Source organism: Roseateles sp. P5_E8 (assembly GCF_054177665.1).
Map to the genome: position 1 here is coordinate 29,143 of NZ_JBGCUM010000039.1, position 23,201 is coordinate 52,343.

The window sequence follows — 23,201 nt, forward strand, 5'->3', positions numbered from 1 at the left end:
CGGGGGACCGACCAGGCTTGTCCGCGTTCAGCGGGGCAAGACTGGGCGAGGGGCTTCAGTTCCACTTCCACTGCCAGATCAAGTCGAGCGCGTTGTCGTCCCCGCTCTGCGCCCGCAGCGTGAAGCGCTGGGCGACGCGGTAGATCAGCTGCCAGGAACCGGTCGTCGCGTTCAGGCTGCGTTCGTAGCCCACATACCAGCGCCGCGAGATCTGCTTGCCCAGGCGGACTATTGTTGAACGCGTGTCGCCATCGCTCTGCGACAGCGACAGCTCGTCCAGCCCCAGCTGTCGCAACGCCTTGCCGGTGGCGCCTTCGCCTTCGCCACTGAGCAGGGCCAAGGCCGCGCGTTGCAGCAGGGCCGTGTCGGTGCGGCCCAGACTGTCGGGCTCGCGGCCCAGCAGCAGCCAGGAGAGCTTGTCGGTGTCGCTCATCTCGGGCTCTGAATACAGGCTGATGCGCGGGGCCAGCGCGGTGCCGCCGACGTAGACGCCCACGCGCACATCGAGGTTGGGCCGCACGGCCAGCAGGTCCAGTGACGGGTTGTCCAGCGAGCCGGTGAAGGTGATGTCGCCGCGCTCGATCTCCAGCTTCTGGCCATAGGCCGCGTACTGGCCGCCGTCGGCGTCAAGCTTGCCGGTGACGCGCAGCGGCCCGTCGCTCTTCTGCGTGATCTGCAGCTGGCCGCGCAGCGTCGTCGCCAGGCCGCGGCCCCGCACCTTGAAGTCGCGACCGAAGTCCAGCGCCACGTTGACCTGCGTGCTGCGCGCCGCCTTGGGGGCGGGCGGGGCGACCGGGCCGGTGTTGCGGCTGCTGCGCACCACGGTCACGTCGTCGGCCAGCGTCGGTGCGTCGCCGCGCGTGAAGTCGAACAGGCCTTCGTCAGCGCGCAGCTTGCCGGCGAGCTGCAAGCCCTTGTCGTCGAGGTCGAGCGTGGCCTCGCCGCTGGCAACGATGCGGCGGTCCACGCGCGACAGCACGCGCAGCTTGTCGGCCTTGATCTCAACGTGGGCAGCGGGCTTGGCGCCCAGCTCGGCGCGGCCGGAGGCGCGCAGCCAGCCGTCCCCTGCGCGCGCCTCGAGCATGGTGAGCTCGGCATGCTGGCCCTTGAGGTCCAGCGTGAAGCGGCCTTCGTTGAAGTCCACGCCGTAGAGCAGGTGCCGCAACGCGATGGCCTCGCCCTCGGCGCGGCCGGTCAGGTCGGGGCCGCCGAGCTTGCCGCCGATCTGCACGGTGGCGGACGCGCGGCCGCCCAGGCGCCAACCGGCCGGCACCCAGCGACCCCAGGTGGCGAGGTCGGCCACATTGGCCTGCAGCACGCCTTCGACGGGCGTGGCGGCGTCAGGCCAGAGTTTGGCCGGGCGCAGCGTCACCGCGCCGCCCAGGCTGCCCAGCTCCTTGCCGGCCAGGCCTTGCGCGACCTGCCAGACACCGTCGCGCACGTTCAGCGCCAGGCGCAGGTCGGTGAGGCCCAGAGGCCGGGTGCCGAACTCGTCCGTCACGCGCAGGTCGCCGCTCTGGCGCTCCAGCAGCACCTCGGCGGTCAGCCTGTCGTTGAGCAGCAGCGAGGCGTGGCCGCTGATTCGCAGGTCGCCGCTCCAGCCGAAGTCGGGCTGCCAGCGTGCCATCAGCGGCGCCACGGCCAGGTCGTCGAGCAGCAGGTCGGCGCGCGCCTCGGGCCGCTCGCCGCCGCGACAGCTCAAGGCCTGCCAGCGAACGAGGGCGCCGCCCACCTCGGCTCGGCCGGGCTCGGCGGTGACCTGCAGGCCGGTGTCGGCCAGGGCCACGCGCAGGGCGACGTTGCTGGCCGCCAGCGTGGCCGGCGTGTTGGGGCGCAGCGGCGCGATGTCCAGCTTGACCAGCTTGCCAGCCCAGGCCTGACCATTCCAGCCGCCCTGGGCGTGCAGCGTGGCGCCGAGGTTGTAGTCCTGGTCGGCGCGCGGCAGGCGGCCGGCGAGCTGGGCCTTCAGTTCGTGGGCGCTGCGCCGGCCCTGCAGATCCAGCTTGACGAGCTTGAGCTGCACTTGGCTGTCGCGCACGCCACCGGCTTCCAGCTGCAGGGACAGCGGGGCATCGCCATCGGTGCCCGGCGTTGGCAGCGCCCAGCGGGCCTTCGCGCTGTCCACCGAGATGCCGTTGGCGCTGAGGCCCTTCAGCGTCGCGTTGCCGCTGCCGCCCAGCTGCCAGACCGCCGCGGGCATCGTCTTGGGTGTGGCCTTGCCAAGCGACACGGGCTTCACGCGCAGCAACTGCAGGTCGCCGTCGCCATCGGCCTGGCCGGCGATGGGGCCCTGGCCGAACAGCGCCAGCAGCGGGTTCAGCTCGGCCAGCTTGGGCGCCTGCAACTTGAGTTGGGTGGTCACGGCATTGGGCTGGGCCTGGCCGTTGGCCTGCACGTGGTTCTGCCCCAGGCGCGCGTCGATATCGAAGGCGGCGGCGTCGGCCGCGCGCGGGCGCTTGACGCTGAACTGGCCTTGCGCGGCCAAGCCGGCAAACTGGCTGGGCAGCAGCTTGGCGTCGGCCGTGCCGGCCAGGTTGTCCAGCGTGCTGCCGCGCAGGTCGAGCTGGGTATCGGCGTTGAGCCGGGTGGTGCCCGGCAGGCGGGCCCAGGCCGAGCCCGGCTCGCCGCGCCAGAGCAGATGCGGGTCGAACTGGCGCAGCTGGGCCTTGAGCTTGGCGGCGGGCGGGCCCGCGTGCGGCGCCTCGATGCTGCCGCTGGCTTGCAGCTCGGCATCGCCGCTGCTCAGCCGCGCGTCCTCGATCTGCCAGCTGCTGCCCTGCTCATGCAGGCGCCCCTGCACGCGGGCCTGCACGCGCAACGGGCGTTGCTCCAGCGTGCCGCGCAGGTCCAGTTTCGCGGCCAATGGCAGGTTGGGGCCGCCGGAGAGTGCCAGCGGCCCGTCCAGCTTGGCCGGTGCGGCACGCGCGTCCAGCAGCTCGGGGCGCAGGCCTTGCACGCGGGCGTCGAGCTGCCAGCGGCCGTCGGCGCCGCGCTGGCCCTGGCCTTGCACGCGAGCACCGCCGTTGAGTTCGGCGTCCAGCGTCGTCAGGCGCAGGCTGGTGAGCTGGTCGGGCCGGCCGGCCAGGGCCAGCTTGAGCTGCCTGACGGGCAGGGCGCCCTGGTCCCAGCGGCCGGCGCCGTCGTTGCGGAGCTCGGCCTGCAGCGTGGCCTCGGCGTCGCGGGCGGGCGCGGCCAGCTTGGCACTGCCGGTCAGCGCCGTGCGCGGCAGGCCGGGCATGACGGCGGACAGGTCGAATTTGTCGGCCTGCAGCAGCAGCGCGTTGACGGGCCAGGGCGAGAAAGGCTGCACCTGACCTTCGGCCTTCAGCGTCTGGTGCGCGGCCTCCAGCTCGGCCTTGGCCGTTAGCTTGGCCAATGGCCCGCGCGCAGCGGCAACGGCCAGCCAGGGCAGGTCGGTCGCTTCGTTCTGTTGAATGGTTAGCGTGGCTTCGGTCTGCAGCGGCGCGGCCGTCTCGATCTTCGCCTCGCCGGCCAGCAACAGGTGCTGCCAGCGCGCGCCGGTCAGCTTGATGTGGTGGGTACCTCGGCGCGGCAGGTTGATCTCGGCAGCGAGGTTTTGCACGGGCGGCTGGTCGGGCGACCAGCTCAGCTTGCCGACATGGAGCTTGGCGATGTGCACGCCCAGCGGCAGGCTCAGCTCTGGCGGCTCGAGGGTCGGGCTGGTGCTGGGCTGGGTGCGGATGAGGACCTCGTCCACCGCTAGCTCCTGTGCGGCCAGCACGCCCAGGCTGGGGCTGACGCCCAGGCCCGACCAGCGCAGCCCGCGCAGCTCGGCCTCGCCGCCCGGCCATTTCAGCAGCAGGCGGCGAGCGCTGAAGTTGCCCATCAACGAGCCCTGGGGTTCCTCGATCTGCACGCCGGGCAGATGGGCCAGCAGCCAGGCGCCGCCGGAGGGCCGCTGCAGCAGCCAGGCGATGAAGGCGGCGGCCAGCACGACGATGGCGGCCAGCGCTATCAGCGTGGCCCTCAGGATTCGCACGGAGCGCCTCACAGCGTGATCCCCACCGAGAAGTGCAAACGCCACTTGCCGGTTTCCTGCGCCCGCGCCAAGTCCACACGCAACGGGCCGACTGGGCTGCGCCAGCGCACGCCGGCGCCGTAGCCGATGACGGGTCGGAACTCCTGCCAGCGCGAGGCGGCATTGCCGGCGTCGACAAACACGGCGCCCCACAGTGCCGGGAAGCTAGCCATGATGGGCCGCGCGACTTCCAGGCTGCCGGTGGCCATGACACGGCCACCCACGGTCAGGCCGTTCTCGACCGGCCCGAGGCTGCGGTAGGCATAGCCGCGCACCGACTCGTCGCCACCTGCCAGGAAGAGCAGCTTCTCGGGCACGCCCACCTGCTCCTTCGCAAGGACCTGGGCGACCTCGGCGCGTGCCGAGGTGAACCAGCCACCGAAGGGCTTGTAGACGCCCAGCTTCACCTGCATGCGGCCGAACGGCCCGCTGTCGTCGCTGCCCCCGCCGCGCACCTGGCCCAAGCCCACGAGCAGCAGGCCCTGGTGGCCGTCGGTGGGCAGCAGCGTGCTGTCCAGCCGGCGGCGAATCCATTGTTGATTGATGGACACGGCCAGGTTGGTGTTCACCTCGCTGCCAGTCGTCTCGCGGGCGCGCAGCAGCTCGACATAGCTGAGCCGGTCGTCGCGGGTGGATTCATAGATGCGGCCCAGGCGCAGGCCCAGGTTGGTGGCGATGGTGTCGCCGCTGCGGTCCTGCTCGAACTGGACGGACGCGAGGTTGCGCTTCAGGTCGGGCTGGGGGTGGGAGCTCAGCTCCAGCTCGACGCCGCGCAGGTCGCGGCTGAGTTGCACCTTGGAGCGCGCCCGCAGGCCCAGGCCGAAGGGCTGGCGGTGCAGGTGCTCGACGCTGATGCTCTGGCCGTTGTTGGCGTGATAGCCCACCGCCACCGTGGCCTGTTGCAGCGCCGATTCGGTCAGCGTCACCAGCACGGGGCTGCTGCCATCGGCCTCGACGGTCTCGGGCTGCAGCTGCACGCGCACCGAGTCGAACAGCTGGGTCTTGGCCAGCCGCTCCTGGAACTCGGTGAGCTGTTGCTCGGTATAGGCGTCGCCGTGGCGGAAGCCGGTCAGGCGCTCGACGGCCTGGCGGTTCTGGCGCTTCAGCCCTTCGATGCGCAGCGTGCCGAAGCGCGCGCGGTTGCCGCTGGCGAGCACCAGGCGCAGCTCGGCGGTGTGCGCGTCGGCATCGACACGCGCGGCCGTCTCGCCCCAGCGCGCCAGCGGGAAGCCGTCGGCGCGCGCCCGCAGCAGCAGGTCGTTCTTGGCGGAGGACCAGTAGCCCTGCGTGAAGGGGTCGCCTTCCTCCAGCGACCAGGCCTTGCGCAGGTTGTCGCGCAGCGCCTTGGCGTCGTCGGCGGCCAGGCCTTCCTGGAACTCCAGCTCGATCTTGGTCACGCGTGTGCGCGGGCCCGGCTTGACGATGAGGCGCAGCGCCGAGGCGTCCTCTGCCTTGCGCTCGACGTCGGCCGTCGCGCTGAAGTAGCCCAGCGTCTCCAGCAGCGTCGCGGCCTGGGCCGGCGCGGCAGCGGCCAGGCGCGCCAGCTCGACGCGGCTCAGCGCGGCCTCGCTGGCGCGGTAGCGGGCGATGTCCAGGTGTTGCTGCAGCAGGTCGCGCAGCCGGTTGTCGCGGTAGTCGTCCTCGACCTCGATGGCGAGGCTGTAGACGGCCGGGGCGTCGGCTGGCACATCGGGTGCGGGGACTGGCGCCGGCGTTGGCGCTTTCGTCGCACAACCGCTCAGTACCGCCACGAGCAGCAGGGCGAAGGGGAGACGCATCATTTACTGAGGAGCCGCATCGCGCCTTCGAGGCCGGAGAGCGTCAGCGGGAACATGCGCTGCTGCATCAGCTGCTGGATCAGCGCGATGCTCTGCCGGTACTGCCAGACGCCTTGCGGCTCGGGGTTGATCCAGGCGTATCGGGGGAAGGCGTGCGTGAGCCGCTGTATCCACTCGGCGCCCGGCTCGTCGTTGTTGTACTCGACGCTCCCGCCGGCCTGCAGGATCTCGTAGGGGCTCATGGTCGCGTCGCCGACGAAGATCAGCTTGTAGTCGCGGTTGTACTTGCGGATCAGGTCGAAGGTGTTGAGCTTCTCGGCAAAGCGGCGCCGGTTGTTCTTCCAGACGAAGTCGTAGACGCAGTTGTGGAAGTAATAGAACTCCAGGTGCTTGAACTCGGTCTTGGCGGCGCTGAAGAGTTCTTCCACGCGGCTGACGTGCTCGTCCATCGTGCCGCCCACGTCCATCAGCAGCAGCACCTTGACCTTGTTGTGGCGCTCGGGCTGCATGCGGATGTCCAGCATGCCGGCGTTGGCGGCCGTGCCGTGGATTGTGCCGTCCAGGTCCAGCTCAAGGTCTGACCCCTCGCGGGCGAAGCGGCGCAGCCGGCGCAGSGCSACCTTGATGTTGCGCGTGCCSAGCTCSAGCSYRTCGTCGTAGTCSYKGTAGGCGCGCTGSTCCCAGACCTTGACGGCGCTCTTGCCGCCGCTCTGGCCGCCGATGCGTATGCCTTGCGGGTTGTAGCCGCCGTTGCCGAAGGGGCTGGTGCCGCCGGTGCCTATCCAGCGGTTGCCACCCTCGTGGCGCTCCTTCTGTTCCTCGAAACGCTTCTTCAGCGTCTCCATCAGCTCATCCCAGCCCATCTTCTCGACGGCGGCCTTCTGCTCGGGCGTCAGGTTCAGCTCCAGGTTCTTCTTCAGCCACTCCAGCGGCACTTCGGCGGTGAAGTCGGTCAGCATCTCCACGCCCTTGAAGTAGGCGGCGAAGGCGCGGTCGAACTTGTCGTACTGGGTCTCGTCCTTGACGAGGCAGGCGCGGGCCAGCGTGTAGAAGTCGTCGATGCTGGCCACGCCACCGTCCTCGGGCGAGGCGATGACGCCGGCCTGCAGGGCTTCCAGCAGCGTCAGGTACTCCGGGACGGTGACCTTGAGCTTGGCGGCGCGCAGTGTGTAGAAGAACTGGATCAGCATGGCCCGCAGATTATGCGGAGTCGGGCCATGCGTTGTTGTCAGCGCTTGTGGCGACGTCGTGCGGCCGCGCCGACGCTGATCAGGCCGGCCAGCATCAGCGCGTAGCTGGCGGGCTCTGGCACGGCCGTGGGTACGTCGACGACGGCGTAGAGGTTGGGCGTCAGCGACGTGACGGTCCAGCCTTCGGCGCGCATGGCGGTCCAGTCGTTGGCGGTGAAGAAAGTGCGGCCGTCGCTGACGTAGGGGTACATCGAGTCCCCTGCGACGCTGCTGTGGTTCAGCCCGAACGCGTGGCCCATCTCGTGCATCGCAACGGTGGCGAAGTCGAGCTGGCTCAGGTTCCAGTACCCGTTGGCGGGGTGTGCAGGGTCCACGGGCAGGTGCGTGCTGCCCATCGCCTCCACGGTGCGGATGTCGGCATCGGCATACCAGTCACGGGCGCGCGTCTGGCCGGTGTAGGGATACGTACCGTTGTAGCCGAGGCTGGACAGATCCTGGGTCGTGTCGAACAGGATTTCGCCACCCCAGCCGGAGCCGAAACTTTTGCCGTTGGCGCTGCGGCCGGGATAGGCGGTGCCCACCCAGGCCAGACCAACGGCGCTGTCGCGCAGGTCGGTGGCGCCAACGTAGAAGACCAGCGTGTCAGCGGCGATGTTGAGGTGCGTCGTCGGGATCGCGCTGCCCGGGTAGATTGTCGTCTGGTGGGTGTAGTCGTCGGTGTAGCTCATGCCCGACGTGGCCACGTTCACGTTGGTCAGTGCCGCCAGATGGGTGGTGATGTTGTTCTCGAAGATCGAGGCCACCTGGTCCAGCGTGCGGCGCTTGTCGGCGGTGAAGAAGTTCTGCGTGTCCAGGCTGTAGTCGAAGACGATATTGAGCGCGTTGGCGGCACCGGCGCCCAGGCTCAGTGCGGCGGCCGCGATGGCGGCCAGGCAGTTGTTTTTCATGTGGATCCCCCCGAAGTTGATAAGGGCCACGCCCTAGGGATGGCCTTTGCTCCGGATTCTCCGTCTGTAGGACGTTGCCTACACACCCTCGTCTGCGGGGAGCGTTGCGCCGCCGCCGCTGCGCCGCGACTTGGCGGCTACAGCTTGTCCACCATGACGGGCTTGCCCGTGAGATAGCCCTGGATCAGGCGGAAGCCCATGTCGCGGCAGATCTGGGCCTCCTCCTCTTGCTCCACGCCCTCGGCCAGGGGCACCGAGCCCAGCTCCAGCACCATGCGCACCAGGTCACGCACCATGCGCTGCTTGCGCTCGCTGGCCTTGTGCAGGTTGCGCACGATGCCCATGTCGAACTTGACGAAATGCGCCGGCACCTCGGCCAGCTCGTTCAGGCGCGCCTGGCCGGCACCGAAGTCGTCGTAGGCGAACTTCACGCCGATGCTGCCAAGGCGCGCCGCCAGCTCGCGCATGCGCTCGACCTCGACCACCGCGCTTTCGTGCACCTCCACCACCAGATGCGGGCTCCCGGGCAGGGCCAGCAGCCCATGCAGGGAGTCGAAGAACTCGTCGGTGAAGGTCTCGGTCGGGTGGGTGTTGACGAAGACGCCCAGGCCCTGGGCCTTGGGCGCGAGCGCCTCCACGCCATAGGACCGGAACGCCGCGCTCAGCTCGGCCTCGCGCCGCAGCGCCGCGGCCATCATGAACAGGTGCATCGGCGAGCCCGGCAGCTCGGGGTGCGTGCAGCGCCCCAGCAGTTCGTAGGCGAGCAGCTGGCCCGTGTGGGCGTCGACGATGGGTTGCGCTGCTGCGGCCATGCCGCGCCCGGCCAGGAACTCCAGGAACTGGGCCTCGTGGCGAACGAAGTTCTGGCTGAGCTGGCTGACGTTCTGCGCCACCATCCTGGTGGGGTCCGGGACCGGCTCCGTCAAGGTGGCCGCTGCCTGCGCCTCGCCGTGCGTCAGGCGGAACTCGGCATTGCAGAAATGGATGATGTCGTTCGGCGCCAATGGCCGCGGGGCCGCCAGCCGCTCGCGGTTCACGAAGGTGCCGTTGGTGCTGCCCAGGTCGACCAGCAGCAAGCCACCGGTGTCGTCCGCCTGCAATTCGGCATGCCGCCGCGACAGGCCGGCAGCCTCGATGGTCAGGTCATTGCCCGCGTCGCGGCCGACGCAGAACGGCAAGCGGTCGATGCGATGCGTGACACGCGAACCGCCTGCGGCCACGCTTTCCAGAAACCAAGGCGTACTGCCCATTCATCCCCCCAAGCCCCTCGCCACAGTGCGTGCGTCAGGGTGGGAACATTCTGAAACACATCGCTGACGCTGGGCATCCGACCTTCCCCTGAGTTGAGGGTCGGCGTTGCCTTCTGGCGGAGCGCCGGGCCGTCAGGCGATGTGCATGCCGGCCGATCCGGCAAGACCGGGCGAGGGGCTCGTCAACGGCAGGGTTCTACGCGGAATTCGACACGCCGGTCCAGTGCATCCACCGCGTTGTCGCTGCCGCTGCCGACCAGGTTCTCGCGCCAGCCCATGCCGCTGGCCTTGATGCGCTGGGCCAGCACCGAGGTTTCGGACGCCAGGCGCTGCTGGATGAAGCTGGCGCGTTGTAGCGACAGCGCATCATTGGTTTGCTCCGAGCCGGTGTGGCTGGTGTGCCCGACGATGACCATGCAGACCCGCGCGCCGGCGCTCTCCTTGGCGATCTGCCTGATCCACATCGGATACGCGCCACTCACCTTGGCGTCGGACCAGAACTCCGAGCTGCTGCCAGGGCTGAAGAGGAATTTCACGTCCAGCTTGTTGGAGCGCAGCCCGTAGGCCACGATCTGGCCAAAGGCGGCCTCGGCCTCGGCGGTGCGCCCAAGCCGGACATAGTTGAGGTAGATGCCATTGAGGGTGCGCAGCTGCTCGCCGCCGGCTTGGGTGCGGGCCTCCTGGTACTTGGACAGAGATTCCGGGTAGCGCTCGGCGTTGTAGAGGGTGCCGGCCTCGTTGATGACGCTGGCCACCGCGACGCGTTCCATGTAGAGGCTGTTGGCTGCGCCGCCCGGCGCCGTCAACGCCGTGCTGATGTAGCCGTCGACCACCTTGTCTTTCACCAGCACCGGGCTGTCCTGGTAGATCGCCAGGGGCGTGTGGTTGAGGCCGTCATCGCGGGCCAGCGCCGAGGCCTGCGCCACCACACGGCCTGTCTTGATCTCCACCAGCGCCAGGTTGATCTGCAACGACCGCTTGCCTGGCACGTCCAGCAGCCGGGTCAATGTGCCGGTCAGCAGGTATTGAACCTTGGACAGGTTCTCGGTCTTGAAGGGCAACAGCTCAAAGCTGCCTTCCGTGCGTGCTGCCAGGCGCTCGCCGATGCGGCGTTCAAGCAGTTGCGTGGCCTGGGTCTGCTGGCCGCTGGTCGCGTCGATCGTCGGATCCACGACGACACTCTTCTTGGCAATCTTGGACTCCATCTTCGCCAGGAAGGCAGGCATCTTCTGCGTCTGGGCCACCAGGCCATCGGTCGCGACGACGATGGCCTCGCTGAAGGACAGCTCGTTGGTCGATACCGTGGGTTGTTTCGGTGCCGTCTCAAGGCAGCCGGCCAGCAGGGCCGTCAGGGTCAGGCAGCCGAGCAGGGCGGCACGCCCCAGGCTCACTGAAAAATTGAAGCGATTCGTGTGGCCGGCGCGACTCATCGACATTCCCTCTTCAGGTAGGCGGCCTCACTCGCTGTCAGCGGCTCCAGTGAGGCCTTTTGCAGAATATCACTGCACCTTGCGCCTTTCATGGCGGCGGGAGCAGCCACGGCGGCGGCGCGTGGCTTGGGCGCTGCCGGTGCTGGAGCGGGTGTCGGCACCGAGGCTGCGGGTGTGGGTGCCGGCGCAGAAGCCGGCGTGGGTGCGGGCGGCAGCAAGGCGGCGGAGGAGGCGGGGGTGGCCGCGGCTGAGGCCGCAGAGCTTGGCTGGGGGGCGGAGGCGGCCGGCGCCGTTGCGGGAGCCGGCGCGGCTGATGCCGCGGGTGCGGGTGATGGCGGCAGTTGCGAGGGTGCCGGTGTGGAGAGCAGGGCATAGCCGCCCCAGGCCACCAAGGCCAGGCCCGCCGCGCCCGCCAGGCTCAGGACGAGGGTGCGGCGCTGCATGGGCGGCGCGGGCACAGCGCCAGATGCAGGGCGAGGCGCAGGCGCGGCGGGCAGCACCGGGGGTGGGGGCGGGACCGCAGGCGCGAGCTTGGGGGCAGGGGCGGGCGGTGGCGGCCGGGGCGCGGGTGGCGCGGGTGCCGTGGGCTCCCGCGGCATCAGCAAGGGGTTGCCCGTCACCGACTGGGTCGGGTCGAAGTCGGGCATCAATATCGTTGCTTCGCTGCCCGATGGCGCGCCCAGCGCCCGCAATTCGAACAGATCGAGCACCTGCGTGTCGTCGGCGGTGAGCAGCGCGCGGAACTCGGCAATGGATTGCGGGCGGTCCTTGGGGTGGATGGCCAGCGCGGTGTCGATGGCAGCGAGGAAGGCGTTGCCGCAGCGACCAGCCGCCACGGTGGACAGCGGGCGCAGCCCGTCGTTGAGCAGCCGCTCGACGGAGGCCACCGTGCGGCCGCCGCTGATGGCCGCGTAGAGCACGCTGGCCAGCGCGAAGATGTCGGTCCAGGGGCCCTGGCTGATGCCGGGCATGTCGCCGTATTGCTCGATGGGCGCAAAGCCCGGCTTGAGCATGGCGGTCAGCGCGTGCGTGAGATCGCCGATGACGCGACGTGCGGCGCCGAAGTCCAGCAGCAGCGGCCCGTGGTCGGTGAGCAGGATGTTGTCCGGCGCGATGTCGCGGTGGTAGCAGTGCTCCTTGTGCAGCACCTCCAGCGCATCCAGCAGCGGCATCAGCCAGGCGCGCACCTCGCTCTCGGTCGGCAGCCGTCCGAGCTTGGTCAGCGCGGCCTTCAGTGTGGGCCCCTGGTAGTAGGGCATGGCCATGTAGGCGGTGCCGTTGGCCTCCCAGAACTGATGCACCTTGACCAGCGCCGGGTGGTCGAAGCGGGCCAGCAGCTTGGCCTCGTTGACGAAGCTCCTCAGGCCGATCGAAAAGGTCTCCTGGTGGCTGGGCGACTTGACCAGCACCGTCAGCGACTGGCCGGCGCGTGTGGCCATCGAAAAGGGCAGGTATTCCTTGATGGCGACCTGTCGCTCCAGGGCGATGTCGGTGGCGAGATAGACGATGCCGAAACCGCCTTCGCCCAGCACCCGGTCGATGCGGTAGTCGTGCAGGCGCGTGCCGGGCGGGAGGGTGTGCCCCGGCGTCAACTTGGCCGCCAGGATGACGGTGGGCTCGTCCGGCTCTTCCGGAGTTTCCGGTACGTTCGGGGCGTTATGCCCGGACGGATCGCCAGCCGCGTCGCTCATTGCCGCGCCCGGCCGGACGGTGGCGCCTCATGGAGGCTCGGGGACCCGGGCAACCCCACCTCGAGCTTGGCGGCATGCAGCGTGTAGCGGAACTGGATCGGCATGGAGCAGGGCTGGGGTCGAGGTTCTGCTGATTATGCAGAGCCAACCCCGCCGCTGGCGCGGGGGCCGGGCGCACGTTGCCCGGCGGGCGGCTGACCGGCGTAACGCGCCAGCCAGGCAAAGAACTCGCCGTACCAGAGCCGGCTGTTGCGGGGCTTCAGCACCCAGTGGTTCTCGTCCGGGAACCACACCAGGCGGGACGGTACGCCCAGCGACTTCAGCGTGTTGTAGTAGGCCAGGCCCTGGGCATCGGGTACGCGGTAGTCCAGCGCGCCGTGGATGACCAGGGTGGGTGTCTTGAAGTGCTGCGCGAACGTGTGCGGGCTCTGCGCGGCGATGCGGGCCGGGTCGTCCCAGTAGGCGCCGCCCAGCTCCTTGCGGTGCCAGCTGTAGGCGTCGTCGGCGTACATGGCCTGCCAGTCGTAGCAGCCAGCGTGGCAGACATAGGCCTGGTAGCGGCCGGCCTTCACATGGCCGTTCATCCACGCCACCATATAGCCGCCGTAGCTGCCGCCGGTGGCGACGATGCGCTTCGCTGCAACCCAGCGCTTTTGCAGCAGCCAGTCCGTGCCGGCCTCAACGTCCTGCAGCTCGTACTCGCCCCAGTGGCCGGTGATGCAGTCCAGGAACTCGTGGCCGAAGCTGGACGAGCCGTGATAGTTGACGCAGGCGACGACATAGCCCTGGCCCGCGAACACCTGATGGTTCCAGCGCCAGTGCCAGCTGTCGCCGAAGGCGGTGTGCGGGCCGCCGTGGATGGCGTGCATGACCGGGTGCTTCTTCTTGGCGTTGAAGCCCGGCGGGTAGATGAGCCACATCTGCACGTCGTCGCCACGTGCGCCCTTGATCGTCACTTCTTCGTGGCGACCGAAGGCATGGGCGGCCAGGCGCGCGTCGTTGAGCGACTCGATACGGCGCAGGCCGTCCTCGCCCAGCACCGAGAGCCGTGGCGGGAACTGCACGCTGTCGTGGTTGACGACGACGAAGTCTGCCGTCAGCGAGAAGCTGCCGACATGGCCGCCCTCGAAGATGGGTTCGGCCAGGCGCTCGCCGAGCACGAACTGCCACAGGTGGCGGCGGCCGCGGTCCTCGGCGGCGAACAGCACCGACTGATCGTCCGCGGCCCAGCGCAGCGGCGCGCTGACCTCGTGGTCCCAGTCGTCGCTGAACACGGCCCAGTTGCCGCGCTGGTCCAGCACGGCGAGCTGGTCGGGCCGGTTGTGGCCCAGCGCCTGGTGGCTGGCGAGGAAGGCGAGGTGGGCGCCGCCAGGGCTGTAGCGCGGCGCGGCGAAATGCCAGTCGCCGTCCTGCAACAGCGTCTGCACGCGGCGCGTCCTCAGGTCGATCTCGGCCAGCGCGTAACGGCCGTCCAGCTTCTTCTCGGCCGCCGGGTCGAAAGCAAAGACGATGCGGCGACCGTCGGGCGAGATGTCGAAGGTGTTGACGTCCGGTTCGGCGCGGCTCAGCTCCAGGGCCGTGCCCTCGAACAGGTCGCGCGCCTTGCCCGTGGCCACGTCCATCACATGCAGATGCGGCACGCGGTCCATCGGGATGTGGTGGTCCCAGAAGCGGTACAGCGCCTCGTCGGTGACGTAGGCGGTTTCCTTGCGGGCCTTGAAGTCGCGCAGCATTTGGCCTTGAACGGCGGCCTTGCGGTCGGGCCAGACCCATGAGACGAAGGCGATGCGCCGGCCGTCTGGAAACCATTTGAAGGCCTCGACACCAGTCGGCACCTGACCCACGCGCCGCGCCTCGCCGCCGTCCGGCGCGATGACGTAGAGCTGTGGCTCTTCATCGCGCTCGCCGCCTTGATCGCGCTTGGCCGTGAAGGCGATCAGTTCACCCGTGGGGCTCCATTGCGGGTTGCCATCCTTCTCGCCGGCTTCGGTCAGCCGCCGGGGCTCGCCGCCCAGCGTCGAGAACAGCCACAGGCTGGTCTGCGCCTTGTTGCTGTCCATCGAATGGCGGGTGACGCCGGCCACGGCCTGGGAGCCATCGGGACAGAGACTGGGCTCGCCGATGCGATCCAAGGCCCAGAGTGCATCGACATCGAAGGCCTTGGTCTTGTTGTTCATGTTCGCTGTCGGCTCAGTTGCCAATTTAGGTGTGCCTTGACCTCGGGCCATTCGCCCACGGTCAGGCTGTACATCACGGTGTCGCGCACCGTGCCGTCGCGGCGCAGCGCGTGGTGGCGGATCACGCCGTCGCGCTTGGCGCCCAGGCGCTCGATGGCGCGCTGCGAGGCGTGGTTGAAGTTGTCGGTGCGCCAGCCCACGAGCTTTGCGCCCAGTGTCTCGAAGGCATGGGTCAGCAGCAGCAGCTTGGCCGTCGTGTTGACGGCGCTGCGCTGCACCCGCTGGGCATACCAGGTGTAGCCGATCTCGACGCGCTCGACGGCCGGCACGATGTCGTGATAGCTGGTCGAGCCCAGCACCTCGCCGGTGGCCGCGTCCAGCACGGCGAAGGGCAGGCGGTGGCCGGCGGCTTGGGCCGCCAGGGCGGTCTCGACGTAGGCGCGGGTCTCGTCCGGCGCCGGCACGCTGGTGAAGCGCAGGTTCCACAGCTCGCCGTCTGCGGCGGCGGCGTGCAGGCCGGGCACATGGTCCAGCGTCAGCGGCACCAGGCGTATCGGGCCGGCCGCCAGCGTGACCGGCAGCACGGGCTTCATGGCCGGTCTTTCAGCATCACCTTGCGCGCCGCCCAGCGGCCCACGCCGCAGCCCACGACGATGAGCACCAGGGCGCCCATCTGCTGAGCGTTCCATTCATCGCTCGTGATGAAGTCGACGCCGAACAGGCGGCCCAGCCACCAGCCGGCCAGCGCCCCACCGACGAAACCGACGGCGTCGGCCAGTCCTTCGCGCAGCGCGCGATCAAAGTCTTGTGACATCAGCGGTTGTTTTTCTGCATGAAGACCAGCTTCTCGAAAAGCGTCAGGTCTTGTTCGTTCTTCAACAGCGCTCCCACCAGCGGCGGGATGCTGACCTTGTCGTCCTTGGCCTGCAGCGCATCCACCGGCACGTCCTCGGCCACCAGCAGCTTCAGCCAGTCGATCAGCTCCGAGGTGCTGGGCTTCTTCTTCAGGCCGGGCAGGTTGCGCACGTCGTAGAAGTTCTTCAGCGCCGCCGCCAGCAGGTCCTTCTTGAGCGTCGGGAAGTGCACGTCGACGATCTTCTGCATCGTCTGCGCATCGGGGAACTTGATGTAGTGGAAGAAGCAGCGACGCAGGAAGGCGTCCGGCAGCTCCTTCTCGTTGTTGGACGTGATGAACACCAGCGGCCGGTGTTTGGCCTTGATGAGCTGGCGCGTCTCGTAGACGTAGAACTCCATGCGGTCGATCTCGCGCAGCAGGTCGTTCGGGAACTCGATGTCGGCCTTGTCGATCTCGTCGATGAGCAGCACGACCGGCTCGTCGGCCTCGAAGGCCTGCCACAGCACGCCCTTGACGATGTAGTTCTCGATGTGGCGCACGCGGTCGCTGCCCTCGATGCCAGCGAGCTGGCTGTCGCGCAGCCGGCTGACGGCGTCGTACTCGTACAGGCCCTGCTGGGCCTTGGTCGTGCTCTTGATATGCCACTGCATCAGTGGCATGCCGAGGGCGCCCGCCACCTCCTCGGCGAGCATGGTCTTGCCAGTGCCGGGTTCGCCCTTGATGAGCAGCGGCCGCTGGAGCGTGGCCGCGGCGTTGACCGCCAGCATCAGGTCGGCGGTGGCAACGTATTGGTCGGAACCTTGGAATTTCATGGGGAAAACCGGGGCTGGGGGGAGTCCGATTCAGTATAGGAGGCCTCCTATAATCGCCGCCGCTACCAGAACCCGACCTCCATCGAGACATGAAAAAACTGCTGCAGATCTCGCTTGCCCTGGCCGCCGCTTTCGGTGGTGTTGCCGCCCAGGCGCAGGACGTGAAAGCGGGCGAGAAGAAGATCGCGATGTGCATCGGCTGCCATGGCATCGTTGGCTACCAGGCCAGCTTCCCCGAAATCCACAAGGTGCCGATGATCGCGGGCCAGAACGCGAAGTACATCGTTTCGGCACTGACTGCCTATGCCAAGGGCGAGCGCAAGCACCCGACCATGGGCGGCATTGCCGGCTCGCTGAGCGAGCAGGACATGGCCGACGTGGCCGCCTTCTACGAGCAGCAGGCCAAGAAGCCGGCCGTCGCCGACAGCGTGCCCGCCGCGCCCGCCAACGTCGCCGAACTGCTGACCAAGGGCGCCTGCATCTCCTGCCACGGCGCCAACTTCAGCAAGCCCATCGACCCGAGCTATCCCAAGCTGGCTGGCCAGCATGCCGACTACCTGAGCGTGGCGCTCAAGTCCTACAAGACCGAGAAGAACAAGAACGTCGGCCGCAGCAACGGCGTCATGGCGGGCCAGGTCAAGCAGTTCAGCAATGCCGAGTTGAAGGCCATCGCCAGCTACATCAGCACGCTGCCGACCGAGCTGGCCACCGTGCCTCAAGCCAAGTTCCGCTGAGCCGGCACCTTCCGTCCAGAAGCCGCCCTTTGAGGCGGCTTTTTGTTTTGCGCGCGAATTGACCTAGCGCAAACCCCGTGAGGCTGCCCCTGCCTAAGCGTGCAGGGCTGCACAGTGGCCGTGCCGGGCGCCTGTGATACTGGGTGTTACACAGACAGCGTGGTCATGTTGAAGAAGATCCCGACCGACGAGGTGAGGCTGGGCATGTACCTTCAGGCGATGGAAGGGGCATGGCTGTCGCATCCGTTCTGGAAGACCAAGTTCGTGTTGACCGACCCAGCCGACCTGGCCGCCCTCAAAGCCAGCGGCGTGCCGGCCGTGTGGATAGACGATGCCAAGGGCGCCGACCTGACCGTCGCCGAACCAGCCAGGAGCAACCCCGCCATGACGACCGCCGCGCCGGTCGCTGTGCCGGCCACCGCTCCCGCACGAACCGCCCCGCCGCAGCGCGTCAGCTTGGAGGCCGAGCTGGACCGCGCCGCCCAGGTGCTGGGGCGCGCCAAAGTCGCCGTCATCGCTCTGTTCGGCGAGGCGCGGCTGGGCAAGGCCATCGACAGCGAGGTCTGTCTGCCCATCGTTGACGAGGTCACCTCATCCCTCGCGCGCAACCCTTCCGCCTTCGTCAGCCTGGCCCGGCTCAAGACACGGGACGACTACACCTATATGCACTCGGTCGCCGTCTGCGGCCTGATGGTGGCCCTGGGTCGCCACATGGGCCTCAGCGATGAGGCCGTGCGAGAAGCGGGCCTGGCCGGCCTGCTGCATGACGTGGGCAAGATGCAGATGCCGCTGGAGGTGCTGAACAAGCCCGGCGCGCTGACCGATGCCGAATTCACCGTCATGCGCAGCCACCCCGAGCGCGGCTTCGAACTGCTGAAGGACGGCGTCAAGGTGCCGGCGTCGGCGCTGGACGTCTGCCTGCACCACCACGAGAAGATCGACGGCACCGGCTACCCGCACAAGCTGGCCGGTGACCAGATCAGCCTGTTTGCGCGCATGGGCGCCGTCTGCGACGTCTACGACGCCATCACATCCACGCGGCCCTACAAGAACGCCTGGGACCCGGCCGGCTCGCTGCAACGCATGTCGCAGTGGAAGGGCCAGTTCGACCCGGTCATCTTCCAGGCCTTCGTGAAGAGCGTGGGCATCTACCCGACGGGCACGCTGGTGCGCCTGCAGTCCGGCCGCCTGGCCGTCGTGGTGGACCAGAACCCCGCCGCGCTGGTGTCGCCGCGGGTCAAGGTGTTCTATTCCACCAAGTCCGGCATGCCGATTCCGCTGCAGCTGCTGGACCTGTCCGCCTCCGGCACGACGGACCGCATCGCCGGCCGGGAGCCGCCGGAGAACTGGAACTTCCCGCACCTGGAAGAACTCTGGAACCCCAACACCAAAAGGTGATTTGAGGCCTCCTAAACTGCCGCTTCCATGCAGTTCGGAGATCGGCAATGAAGCGATGGTTAGGTGTGGCCCTGTTGGGCTTGGCATGCAGCGTGTCCGCGCAAACCTTGCGCTGGGCCGGCCAGGGCGACCCGCAGACCATGGACCCGCACTCGCAGAACGAGACGCTGACGAACAACGTCAACTCGCAGGTCTACGAGCGCCTGATCGCCCGCGATGCCAAGCTGGCCCTGGTGCCGGGCCTGGCCACCGAGTGGAAGCAGACCGGCCCGCTGACCTGGCGCTTCAAGCTGCGCCCGGGCGTCAAGTTCCACGACGGCACGCCGCTGACGGCCGATGACGTCGTCTTCTCCATGCAGCGCGCCAGGGAGCCGACCTCGCAGGTCGCCGTCTACGCCAATGCGGTCGGCACGCCCAAGCGCATCGACGACCTCACCGTCGACTTCCAGCTGAGCGCCTTCGACCCCATCTTTTTGCAGCATGTCGAGCAGCTCTGGATCGTCAGCCGCAAATGGTGCGAGGCCCACGGCGTGACCAAGCCGCTGGACTTCAAGAACAAGGAAGAGAGCTTCGCCGCCGTCAATGCCAACGGCACCGGCCCCTTCACGCTGGTCAGCCGCCAGCCGGGCATCAAGACCGTGCTCAAGCGCAACCCGAACTGGTGGAACAAGTTCAGCGGCAATGTGCAGGAGGTGGTCTACACCCCCATTGCCAGCGACGCGACGCGTCTGGCCGCGCTGGTATCTGGCGAGGTCGACCTGGTCAACGACCCCGCGCCGCGCGACGTGGCGCGGCTGCGCAACACGGCCGGCGTGAAGGTCATTGACGGCCCGGAGAACCGCCTCGTCTTCATCGGCATGGACCAGGCGCGCGACAAGCTGCTTTACGGCAAGGCGCCGGGTGACAAGAACCCCTTCAAGGATGTTCGTGTGCGCCGCGCCCTCTACCAGGCCATCGACATCGAGGCGCTGAAGACCAAGCTGATGGCGGGGCAGTCCGTGCCCACCGGCGGGATCACACCCTCGGCCAACGCCTCCTTCGACGACCCGGCGTTGCAGACCCGTCTGCCCTACGACCTCGCCAGCGCGCGCAAGCTGATGGCGGATGCCGGCTATGCCGACGGCTTCGAGGTGACGCTGGACTGCCCCAACAACCGCTACGTCAACGACGAGGAGATCTGCACCGCGTTGGCGGCCATGTGGGCGCAGCTGAAGGTCAAGGTCAAGGTCAACGCGATGCCGCGGGCGCTGTACTTTCCCAAGCTGGAGAAGCTGGACGCCAGCCTCTTCATGTACGGCTGGGGCGGCAGCATCACCGACGCCGAGGTCATCCTCACGCCGGTGTTCCGCAACCGCGGCGCCAAGGCGGTGGGTGACTACAACTATGGCAACTTCCGCAACGACAAGGCGGACGCGCTGGCCGCGCAAAGCAGCGTCGAGCAGGACCCCAAGAAGCGCGAGCAACTGATCCGCGGCGCGCTGGCCGAGCTGCGCGAGCAGGTCAACATCATCCCGCTGCACCGCCAGGTCATTCCCTGGGCGGCGCGGGCCAATGTCACGCCGGTGCACCGGCCGGACAACTTTGTCGAGCTGTCCTGGGTGCAGATCAGCCGCTGATTTCTGCCGCTTAACGGCCCACTGCGGGCCGCCGCGGCGCGGCACACTGGCCTGAGCCCAGTTTCCGACCGCGCCATGCCGTACCGCCTCGCCGCCCTTGTCCTGACCTTGCTCCTCACCGCCTGCGGTGGCGGAGGGGGGGGTGGTGACACCGGCACGCCCCCGCCGACGACACCGCCCACGCTGCGCGGCGTGGCCGCGACCGGCGCGCCCCTGGTCAACGCGCAGATCAGCGTCGTCGACGGCCAGGGCAAGGCGGTCGGCACGGCCACCACGCATGCGGCGGACGGCAGCTACAGCCTCACGCTGTCCGTCATCAGCCCCGCCGCGCCTCTGTTCATCCAGGCACGCGGCATGGACGCTGCAGGCAGCATGCAGGTGCTGCATTCCACGGTGCCGACCATCAGCGCCGCCATGGTCGGCCATGTCACGCCGCTGACCAATGCCGTCGTCGCGCTGGCCCTGGGCACCGAGCCCGCACCGGTGTTCACCGCCGCGGCCACCAGCACCAGTCAACTGACCCAGATGGCCACCGCCACGGCGGCCGCTGGCGACTTCCTGAAGACGCTGGTGAAGACCCAGGTCTCCGACCTGAAGATCACGACGCTGGACCTGCTGGCCGACGCCAGCTTCGCCGCCAACAAGGGCAGCCACGACTTGCTCATCGAGAGCGTGCGCGTGGACCTGGCACGCTCGAAGCTGAATGTCCCGGTGCTGCAGATCGGCAACAAGTTCCTGGCCGGCCCGACGGCCGAGGTCGTTGTCGACCTGCCCACCGCCCAGACCGAGCTGCTCAAGACGACCGGCGCCACGCCGGCCAACGCCATCACGTCCACGCTGAAGGCCGCCACCAGCGCGAGCACGCTGCTGGGCAACCTGCCTTTGCTGGACGACCTGGGCGCCGCACTGAACCAGCTTATCGCCCAGGGCCGCGACGTCAGCACCATCCTGATCAACCCGCTCGTGACGGGCTACGACAAGCACAACGGCCGCGTCAACACCGACCTCGCCGCCATCCTGTCCACCTACACGACCGCCAACCGGCAGTTCGGCCGCTTCCAGCTGCTGGGCTGCGCCGATGACGCGCCGGCCACGGGCAACTGCAGCAAGCTGCTGGTGGGCGCTCTCATCAGCGATTCGACCGGCACGGTGGTCGACCAGTTCACCGACGTGGTCAGCTACAACAAGGCCGCGACGACGACCAACAAGTGGAACCTGGTTGGCAACGGCAAGAAGCTGTCCGTCGCCGTCTACCCGCTAGCCTTTGCCGCCAGGAACGGCGACGGCACGGCCGACACCAGCCTCTCGCCCAACCCGGGCATCGGCCTGCAGATCGAGATCCAGGCGCAGGCGCCCGACCCCATTCCCGTCAACCCGCCCGTGCAGCTGCTCAGCTCGGCCACGGTGCAGATGCCGGGCAACTACAGCGTCCCCTTTGGCTACTGCAGCCGGCCGTGGCTGTGCGTGTCCGGCACGGCAGGCGCCACCAGCTTGATCCCGACCGGCGGTGTCGGCGACCTCGCCATCCAGCGCGCCGCTGTCGGCTGGGTCGGCACGGCCGACAGCGTGCGCGGCACCAAATACCTCGTGAACTACACGATCGCCAGCGTCAGCGAGACCCGCAGCGCCTACTTGCGCGCCGACGTTCTCGGCGACCCCGCGGCGGCACGCTTCCCCGTGCTGGACGGCCTCTCGAGCAACTTCGCGCTGCGCGCCGTCGACCTGCAGGCCGGCACGCTGCACAGCGCCGCCTCGAACTTCATCTGGACGACCTGGGCTGCCGCCAACCCCGACCTGCGCCTCATCGAGATCAAGCGCGTCTTCACGCCTACGGCCGGTGGCGCGCCCACCGTGCTGGACACCATCGTGCCGCTGCCACCCAAGACCACGCTGAGTTCACTCGGCGCGGCCTACACGCCCACCGTCGCCGGCAAGGCCGAGCTGTGGCTGCAGGCGATGGACGCGCAGGGGCGGCGCTTTCATACGCGGTACACGGGCCAGCCCTGAGGGGGCGCTGACAACTCGGCGCGCTTGGCTGGCTAGCTCAAGGTCACCAACAGCACGGCCTGGATCAGCCAACGTCGGCGGTCGGCCAGCGCGGCGGGGCTCCGCCAATTCTTGGCCACCTGAAAGAGCCAATGCTCTCGCCCGGACAGGCCGTTGTGCATCGTCAGGTTGCCGGCCTGGGCCAGGCGCTTGACCATGTCCGAACTGATGCCCTGGCACTCCACGGTGTCGTAGAGCCGTCCCAGCAAGCGGCCGATGTCGGCCAGCTGCTGCGCATTGCCCTCGTCCTGCTCCGTGGGCGGTGGGATCAGGGAGACGTGAGCGCCCAGGCCCCGTGCGGCCTGCTCGAACAGTTGCGCATCCTCGCCTTCAGGATGGGTGGTCATCAGGCCCAGCCGCTTGCCCAGCAGCAGTTGCTGGTGCTGGGGAGCGCCAAGCTGCAACGCCTGGGCCCGCTGGAGCAGCGCCTGCAGGTCGTCGGTGGTGGGTGGGTCGGTCGATGTCAGATGACTCGGCCAGGAGGCGGGATACATGGAAGGAGCCCTGGAGGCGATCGCGTCTATGCGATGGACCGAAGCCTAGTCAGCCTGCCGAGCGTTGCCTTGACCTTGATCAAGGACTCAAGCGGCCGGCGGTGCCAGCAACACGGCGCGACCGTCGGCTTACGCGCCGTTTGCAATCCATTCACACAGCGTCACTGAGCGACGTTCGCCATTGCCATGGCATTTGCAGCCGCTGCCTAGCATGACCTCATTCCATAACCAGGAGATGGCCATGCTCAGCAGCAACACAAGCTTGTCGCCCACCCCGTCCAGCCCCGTGCTTGCCGCGCTCACGCCCAGCCCTGCCCAGGACCACGGCGCCAACCGCCGCGCCGGCCAGCGCATCGCGGAAACGCTGCAGCTGATCGCGACGACGCTCAACCCGCAGCGCCGCATCGTCCATGCCGGCGAGGCCATCTATCGGAGTGGTGAGCCCTTCAGCCACCTGTACGTCCTCAACTCCGGCATGTTCAAGCTGCTGAGCCTGTCGGCCGATGGGCGCGAGCAGGTCGTCGGGCTGAAGTTCCGTGGCGACTGGCTGGGTTTTGCCGGCATCGCCAAGGGCCGCTATGCCTGCGATGCGGTGGCGATGGACACCGGTGAAGTCTGGGCCATCCGCTACGACGCGCTGCTGCCGGCCTGCGCCCGCCATCCCGAGCTGATGGCCCTGGTGCACGAGGCCATGAGCGGCGAGATCATGCGTGACCGTGATTCCATGATGTCGGTCTGCACGC

The 23,201-nt window shown here is 68.5% G+C and carries 17 protein-coding genes; 5 read left to right on the forward strand and 12 right to left on the reverse strand.

What is annotated here, in order from left to right:
• Positions 1-55: 55 nt before the first annotated feature.
• The 11 genes from ACXRVZ_RS19765 to ACXRVZ_RS19815 all read right to left on the reverse strand — a co-directional run bounded on the left by ACXRVZ_RS19765 (position 56) and on the right by ACXRVZ_RS19815 (position 16,170).
• A complete protein-coding gene (locus ACXRVZ_RS19765) occupies positions 56-4,000 on the reverse strand; it encodes a translocation/assembly module TamB domain-containing protein (RefSeq protein ID WP_457425889.1) in 3,945 nt (1,314 codons plus the stop codon).
• Between the two features lie 8 nt (positions 4,001-4,008).
• A complete protein-coding gene (locus ACXRVZ_RS19770; RefSeq protein WP_458232738.1) occupies positions 4,009-5,817 on the reverse strand; it encodes an autotransporter assembly complex protein TamA in 1,809 nt (602 codons plus the stop codon).
• Positions 5,817-7,007, reverse strand: a complete 1,191-nt coding sequence (locus tag ACXRVZ_RS19775) for a vWA domain-containing protein (RefSeq protein ID WP_458232739.1) — start codon at positions 7,005-7,007, stop codon at positions 5,817-5,819. Before ACXRVZ_RS19775 ends, ACXRVZ_RS19770 begins: the two co-directional genes overlap by 1 nt.
• A 38-nt stretch (positions 7,008-7,045) precedes the next feature.
• Positions 7,046-7,954: a matrixin family metalloprotease gene (locus ACXRVZ_RS19780; protein WP_457425883.1), complete on the reverse strand. Its 909-nt coding sequence runs from the start codon at positions 7,952-7,954 to the stop codon at positions 7,046-7,048.
• Positions 7,955-8,091: 137 nt separating this feature from the next.
• The gene (locus ACXRVZ_RS19785) at positions 8,092-9,204 is read right to left on the reverse strand and encodes an EAL domain-containing protein (protein ID WP_457425881.1); all 1,113 of its coding nucleotides are present in this window, start codon (positions 9,202-9,204) and stop codon (positions 8,092-8,094) included.
• A gap of 182 nt (positions 9,205-9,386) precedes the next feature.
• On the reverse strand, positions 9,387-10,634 hold the full coding sequence (locus ACXRVZ_RS19790) for an OmpA family protein (protein WP_457425879.1): 1,248 nt from the start codon (positions 10,632-10,634) through the stop codon (positions 9,387-9,389).
• Positions 10,631-12,325 (reverse strand): serine/threonine-protein kinase, encoded by a 1,695-nt coding sequence (locus ACXRVZ_RS19795; RefSeq protein WP_457425877.1) that lies wholly within the window; start codon positions 12,323-12,325, stop codon positions 10,631-10,633. The genes ACXRVZ_RS19790 and ACXRVZ_RS19795 overlap by 4 nt, the downstream gene beginning before the upstream one ends.
• A 134-nt stretch (positions 12,326-12,459) precedes the next feature.
• Positions 12,460-14,502 (reverse strand): S9 family peptidase, encoded by a 2,043-nt coding sequence (locus ACXRVZ_RS19800; protein WP_458232740.1) that lies wholly within the window; start codon positions 14,500-14,502, stop codon positions 12,460-12,462.
• Positions 14,499-15,095, reverse strand: a complete 597-nt coding sequence (locus ACXRVZ_RS19805) for a GNAT family N-acetyltransferase (RefSeq protein ID WP_457425873.1) — start codon at positions 15,093-15,095, stop codon at positions 14,499-14,501. Before ACXRVZ_RS19805 ends, ACXRVZ_RS19800 begins: the two co-directional genes overlap by 4 nt.
• Positions 15,092-15,316, reverse strand: coding sequence for a hypothetical protein (locus ACXRVZ_RS19810; RefSeq protein ID WP_457425871.1), 225 nt, complete (start codon positions 15,314-15,316; stop codon positions 15,092-15,094). Before ACXRVZ_RS19810 ends, ACXRVZ_RS19805 begins: the two co-directional genes overlap by 4 nt.
• Positions 15,316-16,170, reverse strand: coding sequence for an AAA family ATPase (locus ACXRVZ_RS19815; protein WP_458232741.1), 855 nt, complete (start codon positions 16,168-16,170; stop codon positions 15,316-15,318). Before ACXRVZ_RS19815 ends, ACXRVZ_RS19810 begins: the two co-directional genes overlap by 1 nt.
• An 89-nt stretch (positions 16,171-16,259) precedes the next feature.
• Between ACXRVZ_RS19815 and ACXRVZ_RS19820 the strand changes: the two genes are divergently transcribed.
• From ACXRVZ_RS19820 to ACXRVZ_RS19835, 4 genes are all read left to right on the forward strand, one after another.
• Positions 16,260-16,904: a c-type cytochrome gene (locus ACXRVZ_RS19820; RefSeq protein ID WP_457425867.1), complete on the forward strand. Its 645-nt coding sequence runs from the start codon at positions 16,260-16,262 to the stop codon at positions 16,902-16,904.
• Positions 16,905-17,069: 165 nt separating this feature from the next.
• Positions 17,070-18,302 (forward strand): HD-GYP domain-containing protein, encoded by a 1,233-nt coding sequence (locus tag ACXRVZ_RS19825; protein WP_457425865.1) that lies wholly within the window; start codon positions 17,070-17,072, stop codon positions 18,300-18,302.
• A gap of 47 nt (positions 18,303-18,349) precedes the next feature.
• Positions 18,350-19,918, forward strand: coding sequence for an ABC transporter substrate-binding protein (locus ACXRVZ_RS19830; protein WP_457425863.1), 1,569 nt, complete (start codon positions 18,350-18,352; stop codon positions 19,916-19,918).
• 75 nt (positions 19,919-19,993) lie between these two features.
• Positions 19,994-21,925, forward strand: coding sequence for a hypothetical protein (locus ACXRVZ_RS19835; RefSeq protein WP_458232742.1), 1,932 nt, complete (start codon positions 19,994-19,996; stop codon positions 21,923-21,925).
• 32 nt (positions 21,926-21,957) lie between these two features.
• Here the strand turns inward: ACXRVZ_RS19835 and ACXRVZ_RS19840 are convergent, their stop codons facing one another.
• Positions 21,958-22,458: a hypothetical protein gene (locus ACXRVZ_RS19840; protein ID WP_457419847.1), complete on the reverse strand. Its 501-nt coding sequence runs from the start codon at positions 22,456-22,458 to the stop codon at positions 21,958-21,960.
• Between the two features lie 211 nt (positions 22,459-22,669).
• On the opposite strand from ACXRVZ_RS19840, the gene ACXRVZ_RS19845 reads away from it, so the two are divergent.
• Positions 22,670-23,201 (forward strand): Crp/Fnr family transcriptional regulator (locus tag ACXRVZ_RS19845; RefSeq protein ID WP_458232743.1); only part of this gene is annotated, 532 nt, incomplete at its 3' end.

Bases quoted from the DNA above. Each gene is read 5' to 3' on its own strand.
- ACXRVZ_RS19805 (WP_457425873.1), bottom strand. From the start codon at position 15,095: ATGAAGCCCGTGCTGCCGGTCACGCTGGCGGCCGGCCCGATACGCCTG.
- ACXRVZ_RS19820 (WP_457425867.1), top strand. From the start codon at position 16,260: ATGAAAAAACTGCTGCAGATCTCGCTTGCCCTGGCCGCCGCTTTCGGT.
- ACXRVZ_RS19800 (WP_458232740.1), bottom strand. From the start codon at position 14,502: ATGAACAACAAGACCAAGGCCTTCGATGTCGATGCACTCTGGGCCTTG.
- ACXRVZ_RS19770 (WP_458232738.1), bottom strand. From the start codon at position 5,817: ATGCGTCTCCCCTTCGCCCTGCTGCTCGTGGCGGTACTGAGCGGTTGT.
- ACXRVZ_RS19785 (WP_457425881.1), bottom strand. From the start codon at position 9,204: ATGGGCAGTACGCCTTGGTTTCTGGAAAGCGTGGCCGCAGGCGGTTCG.
- ACXRVZ_RS19790 (WP_457425879.1), bottom strand. From the start codon at position 10,634: ATGAGTCGCGCCGGCCACACGAATCGCTTCAATTTTTCAGTGAGCCTG.
- ACXRVZ_RS19830 (WP_457425863.1), top strand. From the start codon at position 18,350: ATGAAGCGATGGTTAGGTGTGGCCCTGTTGGGCTTGGCATGCAGCGTG.
- ACXRVZ_RS19835 (WP_458232742.1), top strand. From the start codon at position 19,994: ATGCCGTACCGCCTCGCCGCCCTTGTCCTGACCTTGCTCCTCACCGCC.
- ACXRVZ_RS19825 (WP_457425865.1), top strand. From the start codon at position 17,070: ATGTTGAAGAAGATCCCGACCGACGAGGTGAGGCTGGGCATGTACCTT.
- ACXRVZ_RS19795 (WP_457425877.1), bottom strand. From the start codon at position 12,325: ATGAGCGACGCGGCTGGCGATCCGTCCGGGCATAACGCCCCGAACGTA.
- ACXRVZ_RS19810 (WP_457425871.1), bottom strand. From the start codon at position 15,316: ATGTCACAAGACTTTGATCGCGCGCTGCGCGAAGGACTGGCCGACGCC.
- ACXRVZ_RS19840 (WP_457419847.1), bottom strand. From the start codon at position 22,458: ATGTATCCCGCCTCCTGGCCGAGTCATCTGACATCGACCGACCCACCC.
- ACXRVZ_RS19815 (WP_458232741.1), bottom strand. From the start codon at position 16,170: ATGAAATTCCAAGGTTCCGACCAATACGTTGCCACCGCCGACCTGATG.
- ACXRVZ_RS19780 (WP_457425883.1), bottom strand. From the start codon at position 7,954: ATGAAAAACAACTGCCTGGCCGCCATCGCGGCCGCCGCACTGAGCCTG.